Genomic DNA, 13,885 nt, shown 5'->3' with positions numbered 1-13,885 from the left:
CATGTGAAATCTACACATGCTTTTTCGTTAGTTATGAGTGTTGAACTTGACTAACCATTGACAAAAGATAAGAGCAATCAAAATAAGATACAAAAATATCAATGCTAACTGCACCGAAACGCTCGATGCTATGGATAGGGCTAATAGGGAGAGCAGGGACGGGGCGAGAATGTCCACTGTGCTCAGAGCAGAGCCCACCGTCCCCATCTTGTCACTGGGGATATAGGCAAAGACAGCTGCTTGTAGGCGAGGGCTGAGAATGCCGATAATCGTAGAACTGATGAAACTGGTCATGAAAATTACGATATAGGCTTGACAAAGGATACTAGTTATTAGAGCCAATAGGGAAATCTCACAGAAAACCAAGAGGTGCGTGAAACGGATATTTTTAAATAGATTACTGCTGGTCATATTGCCAAGGATAGCTCCACAAGAAATGATGATGGAGAGCAGGGCGAGGAGTTGCCCAATGCTCAGTTGTGCTAGTGTCTGTTGGATGAAGCGGAGGGCAATCAACCGAGGAGACACATCCAAGATGGCAATCATACTGGTCGTCAGAAACAGTAGTATGACGGTATCTTTTAACCTCAGGAACACAGTCAGCGACTGTTTAAGATGTTGAAAATATTTCTTAAAACTCAGTGCTGTATGTGACATTTCAATCCTTTTTTCAACCTCATACAAGGTATGTCGAATAACATACAGGCCCCAAAAGGCAATGACAAAAGTCAGAGTGTTGATAAGGGAAATAGTTTGAATACTCATAACATTGATAAGGAATGCACCAGCTAGATTGGCGACAATGCGGACAACCCTCATCAGAGACTGCCTGAACCCCATGGCATCATGCAGGTCGTCCTTAATTACACTGATGTAGAGGGCGTTCATCATGTAGGCAGACAGGTAGCTCAAGGTGTCAGAGATAAGGTTGATGATGACAATCATAATGACTGAAACTAATGAAAAGGGCGACAAGACGAGAAATACTGTCAAAATAGCGTAGAGCAGGATTTTGATTTTGGCAATCCAGAGTGCGTGTTTGACTCTATTTTCTTGAAAATCTCCTAGAATTCCGAGAAAGAGTTGCGATAGTAGGGGAACCACCTCTGAAATGGAAATCAGTAAAATCGCTAGCGGAGCGAAATTGTACTGAGCCACATAATTGATAATGGCGAGGTAGAAAATACTGTCGCCGAATGATGAAAAACAGCTGTTTAGCAGCAACTGTCTATATATGTTGTTTGTCCAAAATAATTTCATACATTTCTCCTTATTTCTGCACATCGAATGGGAATTTATTATTTAATAGACACCAATATACCCCCATGCTTCAAACAAATCTGCTTTACTCCTATCTCCTTGAAACATCAGTAAATCGTGATTATCTCGTTCAGAACATGCTAAAATTACCTGTTGGATTTTTTTCATCAGTAATTTGTTTTGATTGTAGACAGTGGTTTGTAGTAAGCTAGTTATTCCGTGGCAATATCCTGTCATCATTTTTAGATGATGGTTAAAAACAAATTATTGATATTTACTAATAATATCTTTGTTTCCGTCACAATCGTACATACAAAGATATAAGATTATTCCGGAAATTCCTTTGCACCAAGAAAGTTGTAAATTTCCTAAATTTTTAGTATTAGAAGTAACTTTTTCTAATAATTTTTTTAATTCAGTATGGAATGTATGGAGATCATTATAGAACATAGAAGGTTCTAAGACTTTAGAATAGGCAAATAAAGCCTATGCAATTCCACAATATCCATGAGCAAAGCTATAGTCTAAAATGCTTTCTTTGGCTGTATCTCTTTGTAGGAAATAATGCTCAATTTCCCCTATACTATTGTGGATGAAAATTTTAAGAGTATTGTCATTGGTAAATTGATAGTATTTTATTAATGACAATAGGACACCAGATTTTCTCAATGCAAAGTCTATTTCCTCTAGAGTATCATAATTCTCTATTAATTTCTTAGCGGTGACGTTTGCTAATTGTAGATAGTATTGATTTTTACTGATAGAAAATAAATGTAGGAGTAACCATAGATAGCCTGAATCACCAAATAGCAGCGAGTATTGATATTCATATGTGTGTGTCGTTCTAATTGTCACTGCTTTCTTGATGATAAAGAGTATTTTAGAATCCAGTTCTGGGGGGGCAATTTATTTAGAGGAAACAGTAGTCCAGCTATTCCGTGTTGGAATGATAAATTACTTACGAAATTTCCAAATTCTGTTGAAGAAGTGATCCTTCCTTCAGAATTTACAGTTTTATCTAGTAAAAATCGTAGAACACTATTACATTCCGTTTTGTAATCATATTTATGTTCCTCTATTTTTTTAATTTTGACTAAATTATTTGTTTGACTTAAATTTAGTAGGTATTGTAACCAAAATAGTTGCTCATCTGTGAGCTGACCTTGAGTATGTGATAGTTCTAGTAATTGAATAGGATCCTTTAGTTAGATTCGATCAATCCATAACATAACAACATTTTTAGGACAACTTGTCAAATATTAGTATATATTTTTACATCTTGAATTGTCAAATTAAGTGCATAACTTTCCCGTAGCATATGTACTGACCCCCAAAAGTTAGACAATTAATTTATTCAAAGGATTTAGTTCTGTACTGCACAGGACTAAGTCCTTTTAGTTTTACCTTAATTCGTTTATTGTTGTAGTAATCAATATAGTCTACAATAGCTTGTTCCAATTGCTTAAGCGACTGAAACGACTTCTCATAACCGTAAAACATTTCCGATTTTAAAATGCCAAAGAAAGATTCCATCATACCGTTGTCTTGGCTGTTTCCCTTGCGTAACATGGATGCTTGAGTTCCCTTACTCTCTAGGAACCGATGATAAGAATCGTGTTGGTATTGCCAGCCTTGGTCACTATGGAGAATCGTATTCTCATAGTGCTTCTCTGTGAATGCCTGTTCCAACATTGTTTTTACTTGTTCTAAGTTGGGTGAAGTTGAAAGATTATAGGCGATAATTTCACTATTAAAGCCATCTAAAACTGGTGATAAGTAAAGCTTTTGAGTACTTGCTGGAATGGCAAATTCTGTCACATCTGTGTAGCACTTTTCCATTGTTTTAGAGCCTTCAAATTGACGTTGAATGAGATTCTCTGCTTTCTTACCAACGTCTCCTTTATGAGAAGAATATTTTCGTTTCTGTCGCATTTTAGCTTGTAAATTGAGTACTTTCATCAAGCCTTGAACTCTTTTATGATTTACTAGATAACCACGATTTCTTAGTTCTAAATAAATCCGACGATAACCATAATTTCCCTTGTGTTCGATAAAGATGGATTGAATTTCAGCTTTAAGCTCTTGGTCCTTATCTGGTTTATCTAGCTGTTTCAAGTGATAGTAGTAGGTCGAACGAGCTAGTTTAATGGCTTTTAAAAGAAGATCTAACGAAAACTCAGTCATTAATTCTTGAACAATTTCTGTCTTTCTTCTTTCTCTTTTTCCTCCTTCAATCGGAGTTCTCTTAACTTTTTTAGGATGGCATTCTCCGCTCTCAGGTACTCATTTTCTGCTTGAAGACGTTCTAATTCTGTCCTCTCTTCAGGTCTCTTTTTTGGCTTACGTCCCATTTTAGGTACTCTCCCTCTTGTTTTCTCAACAATAGTATACCCGTTTTTCTTGTATTGTGCTAGCCAATTAAGAAGTATCGTACGACTTGGGAGGCCGTATTCAAGAGAAACTCTATCTTTAGTCCAGCCTTCATGTATGACTTTATCAATCATTTCTTGTTTTAAATCAGGAGAATAGTAACGATTTTTTCCTTTTTTGACGAACTCTATTCCGTAACGATTAATCAATTTAATCATATACCTAAGATTAGAATTATTTATCCCAAATTTATTTGAAAGCTTCTCTAAGCTATATCCTTGTTTTCTAAGTTCATAGATCTGAACTTTATCATCATAAGTTAATTTCATAATAAAAACACCCCAAAAGTTAGATTTTTTCTGTCTAACTTTTGGGGTGCAGTTCACCTAATATTATGCGTTTTTTCCTATTTTAAAGACTTTTATCCACCTATTATACAAAGTTAAATATCCATCACAGTTTACCATTAGCCTTCATTACTTAACCCATTCGCCATTATAGTTTAAGTAGTAACCACCTACTGTGGTATTAACAGCTAAAGCACCTGAACCATAGGCATAGTACCATTTACCATTGACTTGGAACCAGCCTGTCTTCATATCTCCATTACTTGCATTTAGGTAGTACCAAGTTGAACCATCTTTCACCCAACCAGTAGACATTGCACCTGATGAACGAAGGTAGTACCAACTGTTACCAACATAAGCCCAACCTGTCTTCATATCACCATTTTGAGCATCTAGATAATACCAAGTTGAACCATCTTTCACCCAACCAGTTGCCATAGCACCTGATGAACGGAGATAGTACCAGTTATTACCTAGATATTGCCATCCTGTTTGCATTGCAGCAGTTGTTGGATCAAGGTAGTACCAAGCTGAACCATCATTTATCCAACCTGCACGTCTTTCACCACCAATATAGTTTTCTCCATTAATTTCTGTTTTAGCTAGATAATACCAGTTAGACTGATCATAAAGCCAACCTGTCTCTAAAGAATGATTCTGATTAAAGTAATAGTTCGTGTAATAACGCTTCTCTTCTTTATCTTCTGAATCTTCACGTTTTTCCCCGTACTCTTTTCCAACACTGTCTTTTGTTTTAATCTCTAATGCTTTCCAGCCAACAAATTCTTGTAGTACCCCATCTTGTCCAAAATAGTACCACTTGTGTTGAAGGCCGATTTCATTAACTGGTTGGTTATCTAATAAATCATTACGATAACCTGTTCCAGGAATTTCTAAGTATTGCCATCCAACTACCATTTCTCCTTTATCACCAAAATAGTAAGTTTTTCCGTCTATTTTATGCCAATAGATTGCTTTATGAGCATCTTTTACATAATATTTTCTATTATCCTTATCAACAAATTGGCCACCTGTGGTATCCGCAAAAACAGTATTTGTAGCTAGCAAACCAAAGAAAAATGCTGTCAGTCCAACTTGCATAGTTTTTTTCAAAAGTTTCATTTATATGTCCTCCAATATTAAATCCACTCACCAGATGAAGCAAAATTATAAACTTTACCATCGATAGTTTGGCTACCTGTTACCATAGCTCCACTTGAGTTAAGATAATACCAGTTTCCTCCTACTTTTATCCAACCTGTTTTCATGTCTCCATTAGTAGGATCTAGATAGTACCATGTTGAACCATCTTTATACCAACCAGTCTTCATATCACCATTTTTATTATCTAAGTAATACCATCTGCCTCGTACATTTTTCCAACCTGTTGCCATTGAACCAGAGGTTCCCAAATAATACCATTTTCCATTTACTTTTTGCCAATCTGTAAGCATCTTACCAGAAGCATCTAGATAGTACCAAGTATCATCTATTTTCTGCCAACCCGTTTGTTTATCATGTTGTTTATAATAGTACCAACTGCCACTTAATTTTTTCCATCCTTCAAGAGAATATCCTTTAAGTACTGAATAAATAAATGATAAATTCTGTTCATTTAATTTTACTGCGCTATTAACTTGGTTAGCTTCATCTCCCAAAGTATGTACTCCGACTACACGGTGACTAGCATCATAAACAGCAGATCCACTTGATCCCCCCAAAGTATCAACTTGATAATTCAAAAAAGTACCATCATCACTTAAAACTTGTTTTTTATCTGTATACATTTGATGAATTCCAAAATCATATGATGGATATCCTGTAATCGTCACTGGTGTTCCAGCCAAATTTTTCTGACTATTTGGAAGCCCCAGTGTTCCCAATTTTGCGCCAACAGGCTCTTCTAGAATTAATAGAGCCAAGTCATATTTCGATGCATCTCTAGAATTTAAAGTTCTAAATTCTTTCAAATAACGAACTTCCTTAACCTTGATTTTTCCAAATGGTTCCTGATCTGGACTAGCTGCTGGAAGTACATAAATAGCATCCGCTTCTTTTCCATATTTATGACTGTAGAAGTTATGAGCTGCTGTAATTAAAACATTATCTTTAATAAAATTCGCGCTTCCTCTTCCTTCTATATTCGTTCCATTGGCTACACCATTGTACTCAGACAAAACCATAGCTGAAGTTGAATACGGATATTGTAGAGTATTATCAATTTTAACCAAATCATCATTACCGATAATTACTTCTGATTGATTTTGGTAATATGAACCATATGTTGGCGAAATCTCAGGAAGTGAAAAATTATTAGTTTCTGGACTTTCCTGTAATGTTTCACTCACCTCATATTCTTCACCTGTACTAGAAATAACAGTCAAAGCAGATACTGTCGACAACTGGCTAGCCAATAAAGTACTCGCAATAATTGAAATACCCAATTTTTTATAAAACGTTTTCTTCATTATTTTTATCCTCCTAATGTGATTATAGCATACTATTCTAAATTTCTCAATCTACTATAGAATCAAGAAATCTATCACCTTCTGTAAATACCCTCCATTATCACATAAACAGGTAAACTTTTCAATTAATGACTGCGCTTTTCAATCACGATAGAGGTACTTGCTTGCTTCTTTGATACTAAGTTCAGCCATTCTTCCCTTGTTTTTCTCAATAAAGCATGTTACTCAAGTTGGATTCGTTTTGGAGTAGTCTCGCAGAGTCCAGCCAATGGCTTTATTGGTAAAAAATTCTGTTTGGTTCAAGTTATGAAGGAGAATCTTTTCCATTAATTGAGTATTGGTCTTCTCTTTTCTTAATAACTGGTGGTCAATAGCGACGCGTCTCAACCAGATATTGTCTGACAGGCTCCATTGGAGGATTATTTTTTCCAGTTCCTGCTTCTCATACACCAAACTCCCTACTACTCGATCTAGGATATCCACCGTATCCCACCAAGACTTGGTAACAACCAACTGCTCTAGCTTAGGCAAATCGCTGTCCTTTAAATAAGACTGCATTGCTTTCAAATAGTTAGCAGCCACATACTGGTATTCTCTAGATTCTTTTTCCCAGCAAGTATCTGCAAAATCCCAATCGATAATCTTTGTTTTTTCGCTTCTGGAAAATATTTTTATAGAGTTTATTTCTTTCAGGCACCGCAATACCTAGAAAAGAAAATTGATGGCGCATATGGGCTTCCATGGGTCTTGCTTTTTAGAGTCTTTTGCTGCTTCTAGCTCCTCAAGTAAATCTGCTAAACTCATCTAAAACTCTTCATGCCCCACCAAATGGTGCTGAAAGGCATAGACAGCCGCCTGGGTGCGATCGCTGACTTCAAGTTTGGCAAGGATATTGGACACATGGGTCTTGACCGTCTTGAGAGAGATAAAAAGTTCATCAGCGATACGCTGATTTTCGTAGCCCTTGGCGATGAGTTGGAGAACATCTTGCTCACGCGCAGTCAGGTCCTCATGTAGTTCTATGTGATTGCGGTGGTATTCGACTTTTTTGCTGACCTCTTGCTCAATGGCCAACTCCCCAGCAGCCACCTTACGGACAGCATGGAGCAGTTCGTCGGCACTAGAAGTCTTGAGCATATAGCCACGAGCACCTGCATCTAAGACAGGCATGATTTTTTCATTGTCCAAGTAAGAAGTCACAATTAAAATCTTGGCTTCAGGCCATTCTTTAAGGATGGCCAAGGTCGCGTCAATTCCATTCATCTCAGGCATGACAATATCCATGACAATGACATTCGGACGCAATTTCAAGGCCAAGTCAATACCTTGAGACCCGTTTGCCGCCTCGCCCACAACTTCTACATCATCTTGGAGATCAAAGTAGCTTTTCAAGCCCAATCGGACCATTTCATGGTCATCTACTAGTAAAATTTTCATCTTTACTCCTTTATCATTCCTTATCTAACAGGGGAATACGGATATCAACTGCCAGTCCTTGCTTGGGAGCTGTCAAGAGTTGAACTGTTCCAGCCATATCTTCAACCCTCTCTTTGATATTTCGCAGTCCATAACTCAAGTCGTCTAAGTTCCCTAACTGGAAACCAATCCCATTGTCCACCACCTTCAGCTGCAATTCAAAGTCTGTCTGATAGAGATAGACATCCAAACAAGAGGCCTGGGCATGGCGGAGGGTATTGCTAATCAACTCCTGCAAAATGCGGAAGATATGCTCCTCAATCTTCTTGGGCAATTTCGTCATATTCTGCTTGAGACTAACCTTGAGATCACTCTTGTCCTCAAGCTCTTTTAGGAGAATTTGAATCCCTTCTATCAAGCTCTTCTGCTCCAGTTCAATTGGTCGCAAGTGCAGGAGCAAGACTCTCAAGTCCTTCTGGGCAGTTTCTAAAATAGCTGTGACACTCTGCAACTGGATCTGCATCTTTTCTCTATCCAATTTCAAAGCCTGCTGACTGACGCCTGATAAAATCATGTGAGCCGCAAACAACTCCTGACTGACTGTATCGTGCAAATCCCGAGCAATCCGCTTTCGTTCCTTCTCGATGATTTCCTCTTCCTGAGCAAGGCTGTGATTTTCAGCCTTTTGAAGCGCTTCTGTCAAGAGGTTAAGTTTGCCAGATAAGGACTTAAAACTAGCATCCAAATCTGGATCTACAACCTGAACCACTTCTTTCCCTGCCAACAAACGCTTGAGATTAGCCTGCATTTTTCTTAGAGAAAGCTCTTCCACACCTCTCCAAAACAGGGATAAGAGAAAGGTCATGGACATGCTGAATACCAACAATAAAAAGATAAATTTTTCTGTTTTTTCGACATCGTGCAAGAAAATAGACCAGTCAAAGTCAAGGATTTCCAGCAAGCTGTGGGAGAAAAAAAAGACAAAGAGGACAGAGGTGATGGCAATGATTACATAAGCTTGTTTTTTCATCCTCTGACCACCTCCACATCCCCAATCATAGTGGTCAAGAAAATCTTGACACTCTTGTTACTCTTGAGATAGTCTTTAGTTTCTTGATGATAGTGTTCATTGCGGAGGGCTCGCTTGGGCTGATTGAAAAAAGTCAAATCCCCATAGAGACAATTAACGCTGAGACTGACTTCCACATCTACAGGTACGATGATTTTGGTCGTGCCTATCATCTTTCTGAGGATAATGACATTGTCATGATTGGTTAGGATAACCCTCTCCAGATGAATGGTGTCCTTGCCCATGAGGCGAAAAAGATTGATATCATCAAACTGGCAAGTTTGGTAACTTGAAAAATGATGGAGATTTCCAAACCAACGATTTTTCTCCTTCTTAAGCGTCACTACCTCTTCAAACACCAAATTGGTCTGCTCCTTTTCCTGGTTCATCATCGGGTAAAGAAGAAAGAGACTGTATATAACCGCAACAAAAATAGCTAGAATCACAAAGGGATTGAGCATAACGATGAAAAAGAAGAGAATGGTTGCCACCACCAACAGAAGATTATTTCCCTCTTTACCAGTGTAATAGCGAATCAAAAGCAGAAAGAGGAATAGAATCAGTAGAAAACGCGAAAAATGCTCTGAAACCATCAAAATCAGAGCTCCCGTCAACAGACAGGCTTCGATAAATAAAAAGATTTTAAATTTTCTCATAGGTTCATCCTCTCCCTTCTATTTTATCACAATTCAAAAAAGTTACCTCGGTCTGAAGATGGAAAAAAGGCGGTGGTTACGCCTTTTTCATCTGATCTTTTGCTTCTTTTAATTTTCCATAAAGAATGTAATCTACGCTTTGCAAATCTGCTATGGTAGCACAATTAAGAGCACACATAATCAAACGCAGATCGTCTTTCCAGCCTTGAACAATACCAATCACTTCTTCAACTGAGTAGGTTTCAACCAATTCCAGAACTGTTCGAGACAGTCCCACGGCTTTGGCACCAAAGACCAAGCACTTAATCATATCAAGCGGATTCCGAACCCCTCCACTGACCAAGAGTTCGACCTTGTCTTTCCAGTCTTGGGCATTGAGAAGGGCCTGCATGGTAGACTGGCCCCATTGATTGAGATAATCACGCTGACCACTGCGACGGTTTTCAATATAGGCAAAGCTGGTGCCACCACGACCCGAAAGGTCCACTGTCCGAACCCCTAGTTCATAGGCTCTTTCGATGGCCTTGGCATCCATCCCAAAGCCCACTTCCTTGAGAACAATAGGGACAGGGATTTGTTTGCTGTAGTCTGCTAGATGCGATTGCCAGCTTCTAAACTTCCTTTCTCCCTCGGGCATGAGTAATTCCTGCATGACATTAACATGCACTTGCAAGAGAAGAGGATTCATCTCTTCTACAGTCTGGAGTCCTAACTCGACAGGCTTGTCCAACCCAATATTAGTTCCAAGAAGGAGATTGGGATGGCTAGATTTGACAGAAAAAGAGTCATCTGTTGGATCTTTGAGGGCTGCGCTATAAGAACCCGTTACAAATAAAATACCACAGACTTCCGCCACTTGAGCCAGCTTTTGATTGATTTCTCTTCCCTTATCGCTTCCACCCGTCATAGCATTGATATAAAAAGGAAAGTCCCACTTTCGACCAGCAAATTCTGTCGAAAGATTGACCTCATCCAGATCGTAAAGAGGCAAGGAAGAATGAATCAGCTCCACCTCATCAAAGCTATTATAAGAACTTTTCTGCTCAAGGGCATAGCGGATATGCTCGTCCTTACGATTTGTCGTCATGTCCTATCCTTTCTTGGTATAAGAGATCAATCCCTAGATCGGCCCAACGGTTTTTTAGGGTTTCAGTTGATTGCGCATCAAAACTCAAGGCAATACCACAGTCACCACCACCAGCGCCACTACTCTTGGCAACAGCTTGCAAATCTTGACTAGCTTCTTTCAACTGTCTGAGCGAAGGCGTGTAAATATCTGCGCTCAAGCTTTCTAAGAGCTTACTGGCTACTTCTACTTGCTCGATAACTTTTTCATCTTTCCCCTGCTCCAAGGCTTCTACCAAAGTAGCCACTGTTTCTTTTGAGGAAGTTAAAAAATTCTGATTGATATTTTGCTTGATTTGCTGGACCATGTGACTTGATACAGCCACTTCCTTGGTCCATCCCACTAGGAAATCACATTCTAAAGTTGGTTTCACTTGCAAAATTAAAAAGCCCCAATCACGCTCCAGAACTGTCGCCAATTTTTCTTCTCCCAACCAAGCTGCTACCTTCCGGCGATCAAATGACTGGTAAAGAACCAATTCCTCTGCCACAATACAGGCAAGGTCCCCCATAGAACCATTGTCTCCTCGCTTGAGCAAGACCGCGCTAGCCAGCTTGAACAAGAGCTCCTGATCCACTGAAACATCATACAGATCCAGTAAAGCCTTGACAACCAAGACAACGACGCTGCCACTAGAACCTAAACCAAACTTTTTCCCTTCCCGTTCCATTTTTCCTCGGATTTCCAAAGAAAAAGGTCGCAAGGTCTGCCCACGATAAACGAGGAAATCTTCCACTAAAGCAATCGTTTCTTGAATTAAGCTGTAGGCAGGATTTGGTGTCAAATCCACTGCGAAATCAAACAGATCCGAATATATACGATAACTATCTGAAAAAGCAATCTCGCCTCTCATATAGATGGGAATAGCCTTTATCAAGGATAACTGCCCTGGCTCTAAAATAGCATATTCGCCTGCCCAATAGAGCTTTCCGCAAGTTTTAACAGCAATCATCTTGGCTCAAATCCTTTGTTTTTGACACAATCAAGCGATAACGTTGACCGAAGATTTCTGATAAATGCTCCAAGTCTTTCTCCTGACAGAGGACCTTGACATTGGGACCAGCATCCATAGTAAAGTAACAAGCCTCTCCTTGCTCACGGAGCTGGCGGACAAAGTCCATGGCTTCATAGCTTGCATCCGTCAGATAAGAAAAGGATGGTGATGCAGTTTTGGTCGTAGCGTGCATAGCAAGGGCATTTTTTTCAGTCAATTCCCCAACCTTGGCAAAATCATTTTCCTTGAGATAAACCAGCATATCCTGATAATCCTTCTCAGACTGACGCACCCAGTCGTCAAAGGTCGTCGAGGTTTCCACACAAAGTTTCATCCCGTCACGACTAGAGATTGGTTTTTTCTTGTCCTCTAGCACCAACATAATCATAGCTAGCTTCAAGTCTGTCTCTACAGGGTAAATTTCCCCACTATCCTTGTCCCAGGCACCGAGTGGTCCATAAAAACTCCGAGAAGAAGAGCCTGAGGCAAACTTCGCCTCCTGTGCCAACTGACTTCTATCCAATCCAAGCTTGAAATAAGCATTGCAAGCTTTGACCAGGGCGGACAAACCACTAGAACTTGAGGACAGACCCGCCGCGGTAGGCATATTGTTCTGAGTATCAATTCGAATAAAGCCCTCACCAGCTGGACGGTAACGGTCAATAATCTTACTCACCTTAGCATGCTCCGCCTCATTTTGTAGCTGACCATTGATATAAAAGGCATCAGAAGTCGTATCCGTCGGTAAAGACGATAAGGTCGTCTCTGTGTACATATTTTCCAAAGTCAGAGAAATACTGCTAGTAGCAGGCACCATCTCTTTTTCTTTTTTCTTTCCCCAATATTTGATAATAGCAATATTGGCATAGGAACGTACTGTTACAGGCTCTCTATCCATGTCTGAACAGCTCCTTTCTCTTCTAATCTTTCTGCTAATTCTTGTGCGTGTGTCAAATTATCTGCCAAGGCTATAATACAGCCTCCTAGCCCACCACCGCTCATCTTGGCACCCAGAGCACCATGGCTAAGAGCCGTTTCAACCAGATGGTCTGCCTCAGGGCTACTGACCCCAATTTCTTTTAAATGTAAATGCGCTTGACTGAGGATTTGTCCCAGTTCTTCAGCATCTTTTTGTGAAATCGCATCCTCTGCCTGCTGGGTCAATTCTCCCAAGGCATGCAAAAATGGTAGGGCATCCTTGCCCTTATTTTGAACCACTTGGATGGCTTCACGAGTATGACCATAAACACCCGTATCGGCAATCACCAAATAGGCGGATAAATCCATCTCAAGTTCTGTAAATCCTACGTTCTTGATAAAGCGAATAGGTTGGTCACTGAGACAGGTCTTAGCATCCAAACCACTAGGATTCATATGGGCAATCATTTCAGCTCGATTGACCAAGATTTCTAGTACATCATGAGGCAGATCGGCCTGATAGTAGTCAAATACCGCACGAATGGCCGCTATGCTGATAGCCGCTGACGAACCCATCCCCCGTTTCTCAGGGATAGCCGAGTCAATCTCACAACGAATGCAGGCTTCTGTGATATCCAAATACTCCAGTGAGGCATAAACCGCCATGGACAAGGTATCCTCCTCATAAAGGCGCCAAGGACTCTCTGCAGGAACTACCTTACAGGTCACCTCCACCTCCAAAAGAGGCAGGGAAATGGCAGGATAACCGTAAACGACCGCATGTTCCCCTATTAAAATTATCTTACTATGTGCCTGACCGACACCAACTTTTTTTGTCATTTTTTCCTTTTACTAGACGAAAAACGTCTTATTTTTCATACAAGTATTAATTCTTTCCTATCTATTTTATTATATTTTCACAAAAAAAGCGATTGTTTCCATTCACAATCGCTTCTTTCATTATTGAACCCATTCGCCATTATAGTTGACAGAATAGCCATTTACAGTCGTATTCACTGCCAAGGCACCTGAGCTATAAGCGCGTAGTACCATCTGCCATTGACCTGGAACCAACCTGTCGTCATAGAACGACGAAAGAAACTCCATACCGTTAAGTAAAGAGGAAAGTCGTGAGGGAGCATGCGCCATTGACAACCTGTTTTAGTGACGTACAAAGTCTCATTAACAAGTACTCGTTTCGGCCATTTATAGGTGCGGTGTTTGGAGAAATAGGGTTCAATCTCCCAAGAGGCATAGGGGT

At 39.7% G+C, this 13,885-nt stretch carries 12 protein-coding genes and 3 pseudogenes; all 15 read right to left on the bottom strand.

Going from position 1 to position 13,885, the window contains the following annotated elements; all coding sequences use genetic code 11:
- Positions 1 to 27 precede the first annotated feature (27 nt).
- Positions 28 to 1,260 carry an MFS transporter gene (locus tag HT701_RS01710; protein WP_119919400.1) on the bottom strand — a complete coding sequence of 411 codons (1,233 nt, stop codon included), beginning with the start codon at positions 1,258 to 1,260 and terminating at the stop codon, positions 28 to 30.
- A gap of 486 nt (positions 1,261 to 1,746) precedes the next feature.
- The gene (locus tag HT701_RS11330) at positions 1,747 to 2,115 is read right to left on the bottom strand and encodes a lanthionine synthetase LanC family protein (protein ID WP_119919399.1); all 369 of its coding nucleotides are present in this window, start codon (positions 2,113 to 2,115) and stop codon (positions 1,747 to 1,749) included.
- A 495-nt stretch (positions 2,116 to 2,610) separates the two neighbouring features.
- Positions 2,611 to 3,959, bottom strand: a protein-coding gene (locus tag HT701_RS01700) for an IS3 family transposase (protein ID WP_172931148.1) whose coding sequence is annotated in 2 segments (ribosomal slippage) — positions 2,611 to 3,518 and positions 3,518 to 3,959 — 1,350 coding nt in all. Because the reading frame shifts where the segments join, the coding sequence is not laid out codon by codon here.
- 147 nt (positions 3,960 to 4,106) lie between these two features.
- Entirely contained in the window at positions 4,107 to 5,099 is a 993-nt protein-coding gene (cbpJ, locus tag HT701_RS01695) for a choline-binding protein CbpJ (protein ID WP_172931147.1), read from the bottom strand.
- 17 nt (positions 5,100 to 5,116) lie between these two features.
- On the bottom strand, positions 5,117 to 6,160 hold the full coding sequence (locus HT701_RS01690; RefSeq protein ID WP_202795742.1) for a serine protease: 1,044 nt from the start codon (positions 6,158 to 6,160) through the stop codon (positions 5,117 to 5,119).
- A 426-nt stretch (positions 6,161 to 6,586) separates the two neighbouring features.
- A pseudogene (locus tag HT701_RS01685) lies at positions 6,587 to 7,084 on the bottom strand (DNA alkylation repair protein).
- A pseudogene (locus HT701_RS11710) lies at positions 7,009 to 7,249 on the bottom strand (DNA alkylation repair protein). Before HT701_RS11710 ends, HT701_RS01685 begins: the two co-directional pseudogenes overlap by 76 nt.
- On the bottom strand, positions 7,250 to 7,882 hold the full coding sequence (locus HT701_RS01675; RefSeq protein WP_119920171.1) for a response regulator transcription factor: 633 nt from the start codon (positions 7,880 to 7,882) through the stop codon (positions 7,250 to 7,252).
- A 13-nt stretch (positions 7,883 to 7,895) separates the two neighbouring features.
- Positions 7,896 to 8,891 (bottom strand): sensor histidine kinase, encoded by a 996-nt coding sequence (locus HT701_RS01670; RefSeq protein ID WP_000743655.1) that lies wholly within the window; start codon positions 8,889 to 8,891, stop codon positions 7,896 to 7,898.
- Positions 8,888 to 9,586, bottom strand: coding sequence for a cell wall-active antibiotics response protein LiaF (gene liaF, locus HT701_RS01665; RefSeq protein ID WP_172931146.1), 699 nt, complete (start codon positions 9,584 to 9,586; stop codon positions 8,888 to 8,890). Before liaF ends, HT701_RS01670 begins: the two co-directional genes overlap by 4 nt.
- A gap of 76 nt (positions 9,587 to 9,662) precedes the next feature.
- Positions 9,663 to 10,673 carry a type 2 isopentenyl-diphosphate Delta-isomerase gene (gene fni, locus HT701_RS01660; RefSeq protein ID WP_119920173.1) on the bottom strand — a complete coding sequence of 337 codons (1,011 nt, stop codon included), beginning with the start codon at positions 10,671 to 10,673 and terminating at the stop codon, positions 9,663 to 9,665.
- A complete protein-coding gene (locus tag HT701_RS01655; protein WP_119920174.1) occupies positions 10,657 to 11,664 on the bottom strand; it encodes a phosphomevalonate kinase in 1,008 nt (335 codons plus the stop codon). Before HT701_RS01655 ends, fni begins: the two co-directional genes overlap by 17 nt.
- On the bottom strand, positions 11,651 to 12,604 hold the full coding sequence (gene mvaD / locus HT701_RS01650; RefSeq protein WP_119920175.1) for a diphosphomevalonate decarboxylase: 954 nt from the start codon (positions 12,602 to 12,604) through the stop codon (positions 11,651 to 11,653). The genes HT701_RS01655 and mvaD overlap by 14 nt, the downstream gene beginning before the upstream one ends.
- Entirely contained in the window at positions 12,586 to 13,464 is an 879-nt protein-coding gene (gene mvk / locus HT701_RS01645; protein WP_000163312.1) for a mevalonate kinase, read from the bottom strand. Before mvk ends, mvaD begins: the two co-directional genes overlap by 19 nt.
- Positions 13,465 to 13,584: 120 nt before the next feature.
- A pseudogene (locus HT701_RS11325) lies at positions 13,585 to 13,865 on the bottom strand (transposase).
- Between the last annotated feature and the right edge of the window lie 20 nt (positions 13,866 to 13,885).

The organism is Streptococcus sp. 10824 (assembly GCF_013276595.1).
Lineage (GTDB): Bacteria > Bacillota > Bacilli > Lactobacillales > Streptococcaceae > Streptococcus > Streptococcus pseudopneumoniae.
Note: the sequence above shows the minus strand (reverse complement) of the source record. Positions and strands in the feature narration are given on the sequence as shown.